This is a genomic window from Methylocystis sp., assembly GCF_051061225.1.
GTDB lineage: Bacteria > Pseudomonadota > Alphaproteobacteria > Rhizobiales > Beijerinckiaceae > Methylocystis.
The window spans coordinates 1-15,715 of the sequence record NZ_JBPFEB010000045.1; the positions used below are offsets into that span (position 1 = coordinate 1).

Genomic DNA, 15,715 nt, shown 5'->3' on the forward strand with positions numbered 1-15,715 from the left:
GTCCACTCTCACCGGACGCGCGCGCGGCCTGCGTGGCTTCGTCCTTTCGGGTGCGCTGCTCGCGGCCGCCGTTTCGGCTTCGGCTTGCTCGAAGCAGGTGGAAAAGGAGGCCCACGCCGGTCCAGCGGCGCCGAGCCCCAAGGTCGCCGTCACCGTGGCTGAGGCGACGGCCATGCCCATCGTCGAGGTCACCGAGCACACGGGCCACACCGAGTCGCCGAGCACCGTGGAAATTCGTGCGCGCACGAGCGGTTACCTCGTGCGCGCCGCGTTTCGCGAAGGCGAGCTCGTCAAGAAGGGGCAGCCCCTCTTCGTCGTCGATCAGAAGCCTTACCAAGTGGAGTTGACGCGGGCGCGCGCCGAGCTCGCGAGCGTGCGTGTCGATCGGCGGCTCGCCGCCAAGAACGCCGCGCGCAGCGAGGCGCTGTTCAAATCCAGCGTGATCAGCGAGCAGGAGTGGGACGGCCAGAGCTCGAACGTCGAGCTCCTCGCCGCCAAGGAAGACGTCGCGAGCGCCGCCGTGAGCTCGGCCGCGCTCGAGCTCGAATACACGACGATCCGCTCGCCGATCGACGGGCGCGTCGGCATCAGGCTCGTGGACGTGGGAAACATCCTGCATCCCTCCGACCAGAGCGGGATCGTCGTCGTCACGCAGCTCCGCCCGATCTATGTGGTCTTCACCCTGCCGCAGCAGGCGCTGCCGGCCGTCCAGAAGGCGCAGGCTGCCGGCGTCGCCAAAGTGCGCGCCCTCGGCCCCGACAATGCGAGCGTGCTGGAAATCGGCGACCTCAGCGTTGTCGACAACCAGATTGACCAGCTCACCGGCACCGTCAAACTCAAGGCGACCTTCGCCAACAGGGATCTCGGCCTGTGGCCGGGCCAGTTCGTCAATGTGCGCCTGATGCTCGACACCATCCGCAATGCGACGGTCGTGCCGAGCCCGGCGGTGCAGCGCGGACCCAACGGGGCCTTCGTCTATGTTCTGGATGGCGACGGCCGCGCCCATATGAGAAACGTCACGACCGGGCGGCAGGATGAGCACACGGCGGTGATCGCCTCCGGGCTCGATCCGGGAACGACGGTCGTGACGAGCGGCTTCGCGCGGCTCTTCGACGGCGCGAAAGTGCATGTGTCCCACACCGACGAGCCGCCCGCCCCTGTCGGCGCGGCGGCCTCCGCGCCGGCGCCCGCCGAGGCCGCGGCGCCCGGCGAGCGCGCAAAGGGCCGCGCCGGCCGTCGGGAACATGACGCAAAGGGAGAGGGCTCTCCCGGAAGGTGACCTGACGAGAGATGAATGTATCGGCGCCCTTCATCAAAAGGCCGGTGGCGACCTCGCTCATGGCCTTCGCCGTGCTGCTGTTCGGCCTCCTGGGCTATATGCGCCTCTCGATCTCGCCGCTGCCGCAGGTCGACTTCCCGACCATCCAGGTCACGACGCAGCTTCCCGGCGCCAACCCCGACACCATCGCCTCGCTGGTGACGGCCTCGCTCGAGCGGCAGTTCGGGCAGATTCCCTCGCTCACGGGCATGTCGTCGCAAAGCAGCTTCGGCCTCTCCCAGATCACGCTGCAATTCGACCTCGGCCGCGACATCGACGCCGCCGCCCAGGATGTGCAGGCGGCGATCAACGCCGCCGCCTCGACGCTGCCGCGCGACCTGCCCTATCCGCCCGTCTACGCCAAGGTGAACCCGGCCGACACGCCGGTGATGACCCTCACCCTGCGCTCGAAAACCGCGACGATGCGCGATCTCAGCGACATCGCCGACACGCTGATCGCGCCGCAGCTCGCGCAGGTTTCCGGCGTCGGGCGCGTGTCGGTGCAGGGCGGCGTGCGGCCCGCGATCCGCATCGAAGCCGATCTGGCGCGGCTGGCGGCGAACCGCATCGGCCTCGAAGATCTGCGGCAGGCGGTGGCCGCCGCCAACAACGCCGGCGCCAAGGGCTCGCTCGAAGGCCAGCGCCAGTCCTACACGCTCGAGGCCAACGACCAGATTTTGCAGGCCAAGCAATACGAGACCATCATCGTCGCCTGGCGCAACAAGGCGCCGGTGATGCTGCGCGACGTCGCGAAGGTCTCCGACGGTCTCGAAAACGCCCGCGTCGGCGGCTGGCACGATGGCGAGCAGTCCATCGTCCTCGACGTGATGCGCCAGCCCGGCGCCAACATCATCGCCACCGTCGAACTGGTGAAGCTGGCCCTCCCCAGGCTGCGGGGCGAACTGCCGGCCGGCATGAGCCTCGACGTCGTCCACGACCGCACCGAGACCATTCGCGCCTCCATCCAGGAGGTGCAGCTCACCCTCGTGATCGCGGCGGGCCTCGTCGTCGCGGTGGTGCTGATGTTCCTGAGAAGCTGGCGCGCGACCCTGATCGCCGGCGTCAGCCTGCCGCTGTCGATCATCGCCACCTTCTTCGTGATGTGGGCGGCGGGCTTCTCGCTCGACAATCTCTCGCTGATGGCGCTGACCATCGGCACGGGCTTCATCGTCGACGACGCCATCGTGATGATCGAGAACGTCTTCCGCAACATCGAGAATGGCCGCAGCCCGAGGCAGGCGGCGCTCGACGGCGCGAAGGAGATCGGCTTCACGGTCGTGTCGCTGACGGTCTCGCTGATCGCGGTGTTCATTCCGCTGCTGTTCATGACCGGCATCGTCGGGCGCATGTTCCGCGAATTCGCGCTGACGCTCTCCATCGCGGTCGTCATCTCGGCGGTCATCTCGCTGACGCTCACGCCCATGCTCTGCGCCGTGCTGTTGCGCGCGGCGCCCGAGCGCACCCATTCGACATGGGAAATCATGTCGCTGTGGCTCGACCGGAAATATTACCGCTCGCTCGACTGGGCGCTCGCGCATCAGCGCTTCATGCTCCTTCTGACCGGCGGCACGCTGGCGCTGACGCTGGCGCTCTGGGCCTATATTCCGAAAGGCTTCCTGCCACGCCAGGACACGAGCGTGCTCAGCGTGGTTCTCGAGGCGTCGCCGGACGCCTCCTTCGCGCGCATGCAGGCGCTTCAGGCGAAAGTGTCGGAGGTCTTCCGCAAGGACCCCGAAGTCACCGGCGTGACCTCGGTGCTCGGCGTCGGGCCGCTCAACGCCACGACCAATGTTGGCCGCCTCACCGTGACGCTGCGCAGCCGCGATGTGCGCGAGGTGGGCGCCGACGACGTCGCCGACCGGCTGAAGGCGGCGGGCGAGAAGGTGGCCGGCGCCACGCTCTTCATCGAGCCGGTGCAGGACATTCAGATCACGACGCGGCCGAGCCGCTCGCAATATCAATACACCCTCACCGCCGCCGACGCGGATGAGCTCTTGCGCTGGTCGAACCGTCTGCTCGACCAGTTGCGCGCGACGCCGGGCCTCAGGAACGTCGCCGCCGAGACACAGAACGGCGGCCTGCGCGGGCTCATGCGCATCGACCGCGACAAGATGGGACGGCTGGGCATCTCGGCGCAGGACGTGGACAATGTCCTCAACGACGCCTTCGGCCAGCGGCAGATCTCGACGATCTATACGCAGTCGAACCAGTATCGCGTGATCCTCGAAGCCGCGCCGCAATATTTGCGCGACATGTCCGCGCTCGAAAAGCTATATGTGGCGCCGGTCGGCGGCGGGCCGCAGACGCCACTCGCCACCTTCGTGCGCATCGAGAATGTCGCCGCGCCACTCTCCGTCGCGCATCAGGACCAGTTCCCCGCGTCGACCATCAGCTTCGATCTGTCGAAGGGCGTCGCGCTGGGCGACGCCGTGACGCTGATCGCTCAGGCCGAGAAGGCGATCGGCATGCCCGCGACGATCACCGGCGTCTTCACCGCCGACGCCGCCGAATTCAACAAGTCGCTGGCGAGTGAGCCCTGGCTCATTGTGGCGGCCATCATCGCGATCTATGTCGTGCTCGGCGTGCTCTACGAGAGCTTCGCCCATCCCTTCACCGTGCTCACCACCCTGCCCTCGGCCGGCGTCGGCGCGCTGCTGGCGCTGCTTCTCTTTCGCGTCGATCTCTCGATCGTGGCGCTGATCGGCGTCGTGCTGCTCATGGGCATCGTGAAGAAGAACGCCATCATGATGATCGACTTCGCGCTGGACGCGGAGCGCGACGAGGGGCTGTCGCCGGAGGAGTCGATCGTGCGCGCCGCGCAGCTTCGTTTCCGGCCGATCATGATGACGACGCTCGCCGCGTTGTTCGGCGCGCTGCCGCTGGCCCTGGCGCATGGGCCGGGCAGCGAATTGCGCATCCCGCTCGGCATTTCGATCATCGGCGGCCTGCTCGTGAGCCAGGCGCTGACGCTCTACACGACGCCCGTGATCTATCTCCAGGTCGAGCGGCTGCGGCGCCGCTTCCTCTCGCGCCCGGCGGAGGAGGCCGTCGACGAGACGCCGGCGCCCGCAGAGGAGCCGCCGCAGCGCCGCGAGGCGGCGGAATGAACATCTCCGAACCATTCATCCGCCGGCCTGTCGGCACGACGCTTCTCGCCGCCGCGCTGTTTCTGCTTGGAGCCGTCGCCTATTTCTTTCTCCCCGTGGCGAGCCTGCCGGCGGTCGATTTTCCGGCGATCGGCATCAGCGCCTCGCGGCCCGGGGCCGATCCGGAAACGATGGCGGCCTCCGTCGCGGCCCCGTTGGAGCGCCGCCTCTCCAGCATCGCCGGCCTGAACGAGCTGACCTCGTCCAATTCGCTCGGCTCGACGCAGATCATCACGCAATTCGACATCGACAAGAACATCGACGCCGCCGCGCGCGACGTGCAGGCGGCGATCAACGCGTCTCTCGTGGATCTGCCGACCGATCTTCCCGTCGCGCCGACCTTCCGCAAGGCGAGCCAGTCGACCATGCCGGTGCTGGTGCTGGCCATGACTTCCGAGACGCTGCCGACCAGCGCGATCTTCGACGCGACCGACTCCGTCATCGCCCAGCGCATCTCGCAGGTTCCGGGCGTCGCCGAAGCGCGCATCGCCGGCGCCGAACAGCCGGCGATCCGCGTGCAGGTGGATTCGGCGCGGCTCGCGGCGATGAATCTGGGCGTCAGCGAAGTCGGTCGGGCGCTCTTTTCGGCCAATGCGCATTCCGCTGTCGGCGCGCTCGCCGGAACGACGCAGGAAATCACCCTCGGCACGACGGATCAGCTCGCGACGCCCGAAGATTATCGCAACATCGTCATCGCATCGCGGGGCGGCGCCATCGTCAAGCTCGGCGACGTCGCGACGGTCGAGCGCGGCGTGCGCAACCGCATGTCGGCGGGCTGGTTCAACGGCAAGCCGGCCGTGCTCGTGATCGTCACCAAGCAACCCAACGCCAATGTGATCGAGACCGTCGATCACATCAAGGCGATGCTGCCGCAGCTTCAGGAATGGATTCCCTCGGGCATCAAGATCAGCGTTCTTTCCGACCGCACCCAGACGATCCGCGCCAGCATTCACGACATCCAGTTCACGCTGGCGATCTCCATCGCGCTGGTGATGATGGTGGTCTTCGTCTTTCTGCGCCGCGCCACGCCGGTCATTGCCGCGGGCGTATCGGTGCCGCTCTCGCTCGTGGGCGCCTGCGCGGCGATGTGGGTCGCGGGCTTCTCGATCGACAATCTCTCGCTGATGGCGCTGACCATCGCCGTCGGCTTCGTCGTCGACGACGCCATCGTCATGATCGAGAACATCGAGAGCAATCGCGAGCGGGGCATGAGCCGGCTCGCGGCGGCGCTCGCCGGCGCCAGGGAGATCGGCTTCACTGTCTTCTCGATCAGCCTGTCGCTCATCGCCGTCTTCATTCCGCTGCTCTTCATGGAAGGCGTGATGGGGCGGCTGTTGCGCGAATTTTCGATGACGCTGGTGTTCACCATCGTGATTTCGACAATCGTGTCCCTCACCGTCACGCCGATGGTCTGCGCCTGGCTGCCGTCGCGCAAGGACCAGGCGACGACGCGGCTGGACCGCTGGATCGAAGGCGGGCTGGACCGGGTCGTCGACTTCTACGGGCGCACGCTGCGGCCCGTGGTCGACCATCCCTGGATCACGCTCGTCGTCATCCTCGGCACGGTGCTCTGGACCGTGCAGCTCTATCGCACCATCCCCAAGGGCAATCTGCCGCAGGACGACATCGGTCTGATCAACGGCACGACGGAAGCCTCGCCGGACGTGTCCTTCGCGGAAATGGTGCGTCTGCAACGGCAGGTGAGCGACACGCTGCTCGCGGACCCGGACGTTCTCAACGTCGGCTCCTTCATCGGCGCCGGCTCGCTCACCGCCTCGGGCAATCAGGGCCGGCTGTTCGTCATGCTGAAGCCGATCACCGAGCGCAAGGCGTCGAGCAAGGAGGTCATCAACCGGCTGCGCAAGGAATTCGCCAAGATCGCAGGCGTCAGCGTCTTCATGGTGCCGTCGCAGGATCTGCGCAGCGGCGGTCGCGGCAGCAAGTCGCAATATCAGTTCTCCCTCTCCGACGCGTCGCTGGAGGAACTCGAGGACTGGCGCGAGAAGGTGCTCGCGGGGATGAAGAAGCTCCCTGAACTCGTCGACGTGACCTCGGACAAGGAGGCCGGCGGCCTGCGCGCCTCGGTCATCATCGACCGCAACGCCGCCTCACGCATGAATGTGCCGATCGCCGCCATCAACGCCGCGCTCAACAGCGCCTTCGGCCAGCGGCAGGACACGATCATCTACACGCAGCGCAACCAGTATCGCGTCGTCTTCGAGACCCCGCCCTCGCGTCAGCGGGACGTTCGCGATCTCGCCGGCGTTTACGTCTCCGCCTCGACGGGCATGCAGATCCCGCTGACCTCGCTGGCGCGCATCGAGCGCAGCGCCATGCCGCTCGTCGTCAATCATCAGGGCGTGCTGCCGGCGGTGACGATTTCCTACAATATCGCGCCGGGCTCGTCGCTCGACGCCGCGACCACCGCCATCGAGGCGCTCATCGGGGAGCTCAATCCGCCAAGCAGCCTGCATACGGGCTTCGCGGGTGACGCGGCGGACTTCCGCAAGGTGGCGCGCGGCATGGCGACGCTGATCGTCGCGGCCCTGCTCGCCGTCTACATCATTCTCGGCATTCTCTACGAAAGTCTCGTGCATCCGATCACGATCATCTCGACGCTGCCCTCGGCGGGGCTCGGCGCGCTGCTGTCGCTGGAATTGTTCGGCGTCGAATTCACCGTGATCGCCTTCATCGGCATTCTGCTTCTGATCGGCATTGTGAAAAAGAACGGCATCATGCTCGTGGATTTCGCGCTGGCCGCAGAGCGCGAGCGCGGCCTTTCCACGCATGACGCGGCGCTGGAGGCGGCGCGGGAGCGCTTTCGCCCGATCCTGATGACGACGCTGGCGGCGATGTTCGGCGCGCTGCCGCTCGCTTTCGCGACGGGCATCGGCGCCGAGCTGCGCCGGCCGCTCGGCATCACCATCATCGGCGGCCTGCTGCTCTCACAAGTGCTGACGCTCTACACGACGCCGGTGATCTATCTGCTGATGAGCAAACTGGGCCGCCAGCCGAAGGAATCGGCGGCGCGGGGGAAGGCTGCGACCGCGTGAGCGGGCGCGGGGGAGCACCCCCACCCCGGCCCTCTTTCTTTCAGGGGGAAGGAGAAGCGTGGCGGCTCATTATTCCCTCCCCCTGGAAGGGGGAGGGTCAGGGTGGGGGTACGCCGCAGGATACTCACTGTGGATCTGCGGCTACTGCGCTTCCGTATCCGGATGTTCGAAGAAGAAGCGCAGCACCTGCGCCGCGCCGCAATCCTCGATCGGCACGTGCCAGAACTTGGAGTCCATGAAGGGGAAGCGCTCCATCGGCAGATGGATTTCCGTCAGTCTGGCGTGATTGTCGAAACCCCGCAGCATGGCCCGTTCGAGAAGCTTCAACAGCTCCTCTTCGCAATCGGGCACTTCCGTCACGGTCAGCACCGTGTTGTTGGCGAGCGGGAAAGACCTGTCGAAATAATGTTCGATATTCGCCGGCGCCATGGTGTTGCGTCTCCGCTGCTCCCGTTCGGAGCGTCGCGATGGTCGTAGGGCTGGTTCCTTAATGCAAACAGCTTCCGCTGTAAGGCTTAAGACGCCGTTGCCAGACGATTAATCGCCTGTAACATTTGGTGAAGCAATTAAGGCGGCTTTGTGGAGGAGCAAGCGCGGCCCCACTGGTCCGCAAAGACCAGCGTCTCCAGCGGCAGGCGCGACGCCCAGCGCTTCACCTCCAGTTCAGGTTTCCCGTAAGCGCGCTCGACGAAGCCGACGCAGAGATAGGCGACCACGGCGATGTCCTCGGGAACGCCGAGAATGGCGCGCAGATCGCTCTCCTGCATGATGCTCACCCAGCCGACGCCGACGCCCTCGACCCGCGCCGCGAGCCAGAGATTCTGCACCGCGCAGGCGGTGCTGAGCAAATCCGTATTGGGCTGCTGCGTGCGCCCCAGTCCGGTCTCGCCGTGACGGCGGCGGTCGCAGGTGACGCAGATGTTGATCGGGGCCTTGAGAATCCCTTGGAGTTTCAGATTGCGGTAGTGAGCGCGCCGTGAGGCGTCCAGCATCTGCTCCTCGGCCGCCGCCCCGCGCAAGAACGCCTCGTGCACCGCCCGGCGCACGGCGGCGTCGCGGATCACGATGAAATTCCACGGCTGCATGAAGCCGACCGACGGCGCGTGATGGGCGGCGTCGAGAATGCGCATCAGCAAGTCCTGCGGCACGTCCTCCGGCAGGAATTCATTGCGCACGTCCCGGCGCGTATAGATGGCGCGATAGACCGCCGCCCGCTCGGCGGCGTCGAAAGGCGCCGCCGGCCCCAGCTCGCCCTCGCTCGCGCCTGCGGCATATGGCCGCGGGATGACCCTCGTTTCGTCGCTCACGCGCCGGCCTCCAGCGCGGCCGCCAGCCGCCCCCAGGCGGCTTCATCCGCCGGCAGACCGAATCGCAGCCAGTCCGGCCGCTCCGGAAAGGCGCGCGCCAGAACGCCCCGTTCGCAAAGGCTGACGAACCGCCGGGCGGCGTCCGGTTGGGCCGCGAGCCGAAACAGCGGCGTTCCGCCGACCACCGTGAAACCGGCGCGCGTGAGCAGCGCGTCGAGGCGGGCGGCGTCGACGGCGCAGGCGGCGGCGGCGGCATGCCTCCAGCTCTCGTCGGCGAGCGCCCGCGCGCCGATGGCGAGCGCCGGCCCCGACACCGCCCATGGACCCAGCGCCGCGCGCAACGCCGCCGCGCGCGCCGGCGCGCATAACGCGAAGCCGAGCCGCAGGCCGGCGAGCCCATAGGCCTTGCCGAAGGAGCGCAGCAAAACGACGCCCTCCATCGCGGCCAGCGCTGTCGCGCTGGCGTGCGGCGTGAAATCCATGAAGGATTCGTCGAGCACGAGCAGCCCGCCCCGGCGCGTCATCGCCTGCGCCAGCCGCGCAAGCTGCGCGGGCGTGAGCAGGCGGCCGTCCGGATTGTTGGGATTGACGATCACGGCCACGTCGAAAGCCGCCAGCTCATCAAGCGAGGCGGCTGTTGCCGTCCGCGCCCCGGCGGCGGCCCAGCAGGCCGCGTGCTCGGCGTAGGTGAACCCCAGCACGCCGACGCGGCGCGCCGGAAAGACGCGCGGCAGAAGCTGGATGAACGCCTGCCCGCCGGCGCCCGCGACGAGGGCCGACGCGTCTGGCAGGCGCCAAGCGCCGCGCGCCGCCGCTTCCAGCGCGGCGAAGGCGTCGTCGTCGGGCAGGCGCGCCCAGGCTTCCGGCGCGATGGGCGGCAGCGGATAGGGGCGCGGATTGATCCCCGTCGACAGGTCGATCCATGGCCGTGGCGCGTCGGGATAGAGCCGCCGCGCGGCGTCGAGCCGGCCGCCATGGGCGATGGGCCGGGCGTGATGCGCGGTCATCTTGCGATCTCCCAAAGCGCGTCGAGGTCGATGTGCTTTTCGCAATGGGCGGCGAGCGCGTCCAGCGTTTCGTCGATCGCGTATTCGTAGCGAAGCGGCGAGGCCCTGGCGGCGATCTCGCGCAGGAAGGCCGCGCGCAGCCTGTCATCGGCGAAAAGGCCATGCACATAGGCGCCCATGACCCGATCGTCCCGCGCGCGGGCGCCGTCCGTGCTGCCGTCTTCGAAGCGCAGCAGCGGGCGCGCGCAATCGGGGCCGACCGTCTGGCCGACATGCATTTCATAGCCGTGAAAGGGCGCGTCGAAAGCGAGGGCGCGGCCGCTGACGGCGACCAGCGTCTTCGTGTCCGTCAGCGTCGTCTCGACGTCGAGCAGGCCGAGACCCAAGGCCTGTGGGACATCGCCTTCCATGCCATGCGGATCGCGGATGAGGCGGCCCAGCATCTGATAGCCGCCGCAAACGCCAAAGACGCGCCCGCCCCGCCGCACATGCGCGAGAAGATCGATGTCCCAGCCATTTTCGCGCAAGGCCGCCACATCGGCGATCGTCGCCTTCGAGCCGGGGAGAATGACGAGCGCCGCCTCCGCCGGCAGCGGCTCGCCCGGCGGGATGAACCGCACGTCGACGCCGGGCTCGGCTTTCAGCGGATCGAGATCGTCGAAATTGGCGATATGCGGCAGCAGCGGGGCGGCGATGACCACCCCCTCCCGCGCAGCCTCGCGCGCGCCGCGGAGGCTGAACGCGTCTTCCGCCGGCAGGCGCGCCGCCATGTCGAAAAAGGGCACGAGCCCCAGCGCGCGCCAGCCGGTGCGCTCCGCCACAAAGCGCATGCCCTCGTCGAAGAGCGAGGGATCGCCGCGAAACTTGTTGACGATGAAGCCTTCGATCATCGCCGCGTCGTCTTCCGCCAGCACGACCTTGCAGCCGACGAGCTGCGCGATCACGCCGCCGCGATCAATGTCGCCGACGAGCACGACGGGCGCGTCGGCCTCTCGCGCGAATCCCATATTGGCGATGTCATTGGCGCGCAGATTGACCTCCGCCGCGCTGCCGGCGCCCTCGACGATCACGAGATCGCTCGCGGCGGCAAGGCGCGCGAAACTCTCCATGACGGCGGGCTTCAGACGCGGCTTCCAGTCCTGATAATCGCGCGCCTTCGCCTGCCCCGCGACGACGCCGCGCACCACCACCTGCGAACCATTGCCGCCCTGCGGCTTGAGCAGGACGGGATTCATGTCGACGCTGGGCGCAAGCCGCGCGGCCCGCGCCTGAAGCGCCTGGGCGCGGCCAATCTCGCCGCCGTCGGCGGTGACGGCGGCGTTGTTCGACATGTTCTGCGGCTTGAAGGGCGCGACCCGCAGGCCGCGATTGGCGAAGGCGCGCGCGAGGCCCGCGACGATCAGCGACTTGCCGACGTCCGACCCCGTGCCCTGAATCATCAGCTTGCGGCTCATGCGCGCAGAAAGGCCATCACGGCCTCCGCGTCATGCGCAAGGGCGACGCCTTCGCGCGCCGGCGGCGCGATCATGACGACCGGAAGGGCGAGCGCGCGAGCCGCCTCGATCTTGGCGTAGGTGAGCGCCCCGCCGCTATTCTTGCTGACGACGACTTCGACGCGCCGCTCCTGCATCAGCGCCGTCTCCTCCGCGCGCGCGAACGGACCCCGCGCGAAAATCAGCGCGCAGTTGGGCGGCAGGTCGTTCGGGTCCGGAGCTTCGATCACGCGCAGCACATAATCATGCTGTGGCGCGGCGCGAAAGTCCGCGATCCCCTGACGGCCGATGGTGAGGAAAACCCGGCGCGGCTCCGCGCCCAGCGCGGCGACGGCGGCGGCGTTGTCCGCGACCTCGATCCAGCGGTCCTCCGGCTCCGGGCGCCAGGGGGCGCGCGCATAGGCGATCAGCGGCAGCCCAAGCGCCGCGCAGGCCGCGCTTGCATTGGCCGACATTTGCGCGGCGAAGGGATGCGTCGCGTCGACGACGTGCGTGACGCGGTTGTCCGCAAGGTAACGCTTCAGCCCCTCGACGCCGCCGAAACCGCCGACGCGTGTCGGCAAGGCGAGCGGCGCGGGCGCGCTTGTGCGGCCGGCGAGGGAGGCCGTGGCGTCGACGCCCGCCTGCGCGAGACGCGCCGCGAGGGCGCGGGCTTCGCTGGTTCCGGCGAGCAGGAAGACGCGGGGGGCCCCCCTCCCCGACCCTCCCCCTTTCACGGGGAGGGAGACGTCGCTCGAACCACCCCCATCCCCTCCCCCTGAAAGGGGGAGGGTTAGGGAGGGGGTCCCCGCCGCTGATCGGGTCAGAGAGACGGCTGCCGACACGCGCCCGCCCGCCGCTTCATCGCTCAAGATCGTCGCCTCACTCGGCGGCGAGCTTCACGGCGGCCGGGCTTCGGAACTCCGCCAGCAGACGCTCGCGCTCGGGCTCCACCGCCGCGATATGATGCGCCTTGACATGGCCGAAGCCGCGAATCCGTTCGGGCAGACGCGCCAGCGCCACGGCGGCCGCGTGATTGTCGGCCGTCAGCGAGGTCAGAAACTCGTCGATCAGCGCCTCATATTCGACGAGCAGGCGGCGCTCGACGACGCGGTCATTGTTGAAGCGGGTGAAGTCGATCCAGGAGCCGCGCAGCCATTTGAGCCGCGCCAGCACCTTCATCACGCTGAACATCCACGGCCCGAAGGTGATCTTGCGGGAGCCGCCGAAATCCGTCTTGCGCTGAAGGAAGGGAATGGGCGGAGCCAGATGCAGCTCCAGTTTCAGATCGCCCTCGAAGGTCTCGGCGAGCTGGCGCCGAAACGCCTCGCTCGCATAGAGCCGCGAGACCTCGAACTCATCCTTGAAGGCCATCAGTTTGAAGAGATAGCGCGCCACCGCCTCGGTGAGCTCGCGCGAGCCCGGAACGCGCGCGGCCTCGGCTTTCGCGATCGCCTCGACGCGGGCGCGATAATGCGCGCTATAGGCCTCGTTCTGATAGTCGACCAGATAGGCGGCGCGACGCTCGATGACTTCATCGAGCGTCTTCGAGCGCTGCTTCGCCTCCGTCGGGCGGCGCAGCGACTCGACGACGGCCTCGACGCTCTTCAGGTCGTGCGCGGCGCGGCGGCCCCAGTGGAAGGCCGAGTGATTCATCGGCACCGACTCGCCGTTCAACTCGATGGCGCGCAGGATCGCGGCCTCGGAGAGCGGCAGATAGCCCTTCTGCCAGGCGTAGCCGAGAATGAAGATATTGGCGGCGATGGAGTCGCCGAGCAGCGCCTGCGCCAGCGCCGTCGTGTCGATAAAGATCGACTCCGGCCCGCCGGCGCGGCGGATCGCCTGCTTGATCTCCTCCGACGGCAGCACGAAATCGGGATTGCGCTCGATGTCGCCCGGAAACACTTCGGCGCTGTTCACGAGCACCGCCGTCCTGCCCTGCTCCACGGCGGCGAGCACCTGCTTGGCGCCGGCCACCACGAGATCGCAACCGAGCAGCAGATTGGCCTCGCCCGCCGCGATGCGGATGGCGTGCACGTCGGCCGGGGCGCGGCCGATCTTCACATGACAATAGACCGCGCCGCCCTTTTGCGCGAGGCCGGCCATGTCGATGACGCCGACGCCCTTGCCCTCGAGATGCGCGGCCATGCCCAGTATCGCCGACACGGTGACGACGCCCGTGCCGCCCAGTCCCGCGATCAGCACGCCGTAAGGGGTCGCGCCGATCTCGGCGATCCTCGGCTCGGGAAGCGCGGGCTGGCCGCTTGTATCTTCCTTCGTCGGCAGCGGCGCCTTTTTCATGCGGGCGCCATGCACGGTCACAAAGCTCGGGCAGAAGCCCTCGAGACAGGAAAAATCCCTGTTGCACGCCGATTGATCGATGCGGCGCTTGCGGCCGAATTCCGTCTCGACCGGCTGCACGGCGACGCAATTCGACGCCGTTCCGCAATCGCCGCAGCCTTCGCACACCAGCTCGTTGATGATGACGCGCGCGTCGGGATCGGGCATCAGGCCGCGCTTGCGCAGGCGGCGCTTCTCGGTGGCGCAGGTCTGGTCGTAGATCAGCACGGTCACGCCCGGCGTCTGCGATAGCTCGCGCTGCACCTCGTTGATGATGTTGCGGTGATGAATGGTCAGGCCCGGCGGCCAGGTGATCGTCGGAGAATATTTCCCCGGCTCGTCGGTGACGAGCGCGATTTTCTTCACGCCCTCCGCCGCGACTTGCCGCGCGATGGCCTCGACCGTCAACTCGCCTTCATGCTTCTGGCCGCCGGTCATGGCGACCACGCCATTGTAGAGAATCTTGAAGGTGATGTTGGTTCCCGCCGAGACGGCGAAGCGGATGGCGAGCGACCCCGAATGATTATAGGTGCCGTCGCCGAGATTCTGGAACATGTGGCCGCGCGTCGAGAACGGCGCTTCGCCGATCCAGTTGGCGCCCTCGCCGCCCATATGGGTGTAGCCCTCGGTGGAGCGTCCCATCCATTGCGCCATGTAATGGCAGCCGATGCCCGTATAGGCGCCCGCGCCTTGCGGCACGTGAGTCGAGGTCGAATGCGGACAGCCGGCGCAGAAATGCGGAACGCGCACGGTGACGTCCGTCATCGCCTTGCGCCGCTCCTGAAGCCGCTCCAGACGCCGCACGCGCGCCTCGAGATCTTCGAGCGCATGATATTTCAGCAGCCGCCGGCCGATGGCGATGGCGACGTCATTGGCGTCGAGCGCGCCCTTGGCCGGGAACAGCCAGTCGCCGCGCTCATCCTTCTTGCCCACGCAGACCGGCTGATGCGGCGCGCCGTACAGCTCCTCGCGCAACTGCACTTCGATGAGCGAGCGCTTTTCCTCGACCACCATGATGAGATCGAGACCGCGCGCGAACTCCTGAAGCCCTCTCGGCTCCAGCGGCCAGGGGGCGGCGATCTTGTACAGGCGCAGGCCGAGATCATTGGCTTTCACCTCGTCGACGCCGAGGTCGTCCAGCGCCTGACGCACGTCGAGATAGGACTTGCCGACGGTGATCACGCCGATCTTCGGATGCGCGCCCCCGGAGGTGATCAGCCGGTTCAGCCGATTGGCGCGGATGAAGGCGAGCATGGCGTCGCGCTTGCTCTCCTGCAGCCGCTCTTCCTGCGCCAGCACGGGATCGCTTGGGCGGATGTTCAGCCCGCCCGGCGGCAGGACGAAGTCGGTCGGAACGACCGGCCGCACGCGATCGAGCGCGCCGTCGATCGAGGCGGTGGACTCGACCGTGTCCTTGAGAAGCTTCAGGCCCACCCAGACGCCCGCGAAGCGCGACATCGCGAAGCCGTAGAGGCCGTAATCGAGAATCTCCTGCACGCCGGCGGGCGAGAGGATCGGCATCATCGCGTCGACGAAGGCGAAATCCGACTGATGCGCGGTTGTCGAGGATTCGGCCGTATGGTCGTCGCCCATCAACGCGAGCACGCCGCCGTTGCGCGACGTCCCGGCGAGATTGACATGGCGCAAGGCGTCGCCGCTGCGGTCGACGCCCGGCCCCTTGCCGTACCAGATGGAAAACACGCCGTCGTACTTGCCTTCGCCGCGCATCTCCGCCTGCTGCGCGCCCCAGACGGCGGTCGCCGCCAGATCCTCGTTCAGGCCCGGCATGAACAGGATGTCATTACCCGCGAAGAGCGATTCCGCCCTGTGCATCTGCGCGTCGACGCCGCCCAGCGGCGAGCCGCGATAGCCGGTGATGAAGCCCGCCGTATTCAGCCCCGCGCGCCGGTCCCTCTCCTTTTGCATGAGAAGCAGGCGCACGATCGCCTGCGTGCCGGTGATCAGCACGCGGTCGCGGGCAAGGTCGAAACGATCCGAAAGGCTTGCCTCGCCGAAGGCGGAGCCGGGGGTCACAACGCCGGCGACTTGATCCGCCATTCAACAACTCTCCT

At 67.8% G+C, this 15,715-nt stretch carries 9 protein-coding genes; 3 read left to right on the forward strand and 6 right to left on the reverse strand.

Translation table 11 applies throughout. The features are described 5' to 3' along the window. The 3 genes from ACR652_RS08895 to ACR652_RS08905 form a co-directional block, all read left to right on the forward strand. A partial coding sequence (locus ACR652_RS08895) for an efflux RND transporter periplasmic adaptor subunit (protein WP_434506154.1) occupies positions 1 to 1,279 on the forward strand: 1,279 nt, incomplete at its 5' end. Positions 1,280 to 1,290: 11 nt separating this feature from the next. Continuing rightward, positions 1,291 to 4,425, forward strand: a complete 3,135-nt coding sequence (locus tag ACR652_RS08900) for an efflux RND transporter permease subunit (protein WP_434506155.1) — start codon at positions 1,291 to 1,293, stop codon at positions 4,423 to 4,425. Further along, entirely contained in the window at positions 4,422 to 7,517 is a 3,096-nt protein-coding gene (locus tag ACR652_RS08905; protein WP_434506156.1) for an efflux RND transporter permease subunit, read from the forward strand. Before ACR652_RS08900 ends, ACR652_RS08905 begins: the two co-directional genes overlap by 4 nt. Before the next feature lie 141 nt (positions 7,518 to 7,658). Here the strand turns inward: ACR652_RS08905 and ACR652_RS08910 are convergent, their stop codons facing one another. From ACR652_RS08910 to ACR652_RS08935, 6 genes are all read right to left on the reverse strand, one after another. Next, on the reverse strand, positions 7,659 to 7,946 hold the full coding sequence (locus ACR652_RS08910) for a hypothetical protein (RefSeq protein WP_434506157.1): 288 nt from the start codon (positions 7,944 to 7,946) through the stop codon (positions 7,659 to 7,661). Between the two features lie 137 nt (positions 7,947 to 8,083). Continuing rightward, on the reverse strand, positions 8,084 to 8,824 hold the full coding sequence (gene bluB, locus ACR652_RS08915) for a 5,6-dimethylbenzimidazole synthase (RefSeq protein ID WP_434506158.1): 741 nt from the start codon (positions 8,822 to 8,824) through the stop codon (positions 8,084 to 8,086). Beyond that, the gene (gene cobD / locus ACR652_RS08920; RefSeq protein WP_434506159.1) at positions 8,821 to 9,831 is read right to left on the reverse strand and encodes a threonine-phosphate decarboxylase CobD; all 1,011 of its coding nucleotides are present in this window, start codon (positions 9,829 to 9,831) and stop codon (positions 8,821 to 8,823) included. The genes bluB and cobD overlap by 4 nt, the downstream gene beginning before the upstream one ends. Continuing rightward, positions 9,828 to 11,285 carry a cobyric acid synthase gene (locus ACR652_RS08925; protein ID WP_434506160.1) on the reverse strand — a complete coding sequence of 486 codons (1,458 nt, stop codon included), beginning with the start codon at positions 11,283 to 11,285 and terminating at the stop codon, positions 9,828 to 9,830. Before ACR652_RS08925 ends, cobD begins: the two co-directional genes overlap by 4 nt. Then, complete coding sequence (locus ACR652_RS08930; protein ID WP_434506298.1) at positions 11,282 to 12,040, reverse strand: cobalt-precorrin-6A reductase; 759 nt, start codon at positions 12,038 to 12,040, stop codon at positions 11,282 to 11,284. The genes ACR652_RS08925 and ACR652_RS08930 overlap by 4 nt, the downstream gene beginning before the upstream one ends. 145 nt (positions 12,041 to 12,185) lie before the next feature. Further along, on the reverse strand, positions 12,186 to 15,701 hold the full coding sequence (locus ACR652_RS08935) for an indolepyruvate ferredoxin oxidoreductase family protein (RefSeq protein WP_434506161.1): 3,516 nt from the start codon (positions 15,699 to 15,701) through the stop codon (positions 12,186 to 12,188). Between the last annotated feature and the right edge of the window lie 14 nt (positions 15,702 to 15,715).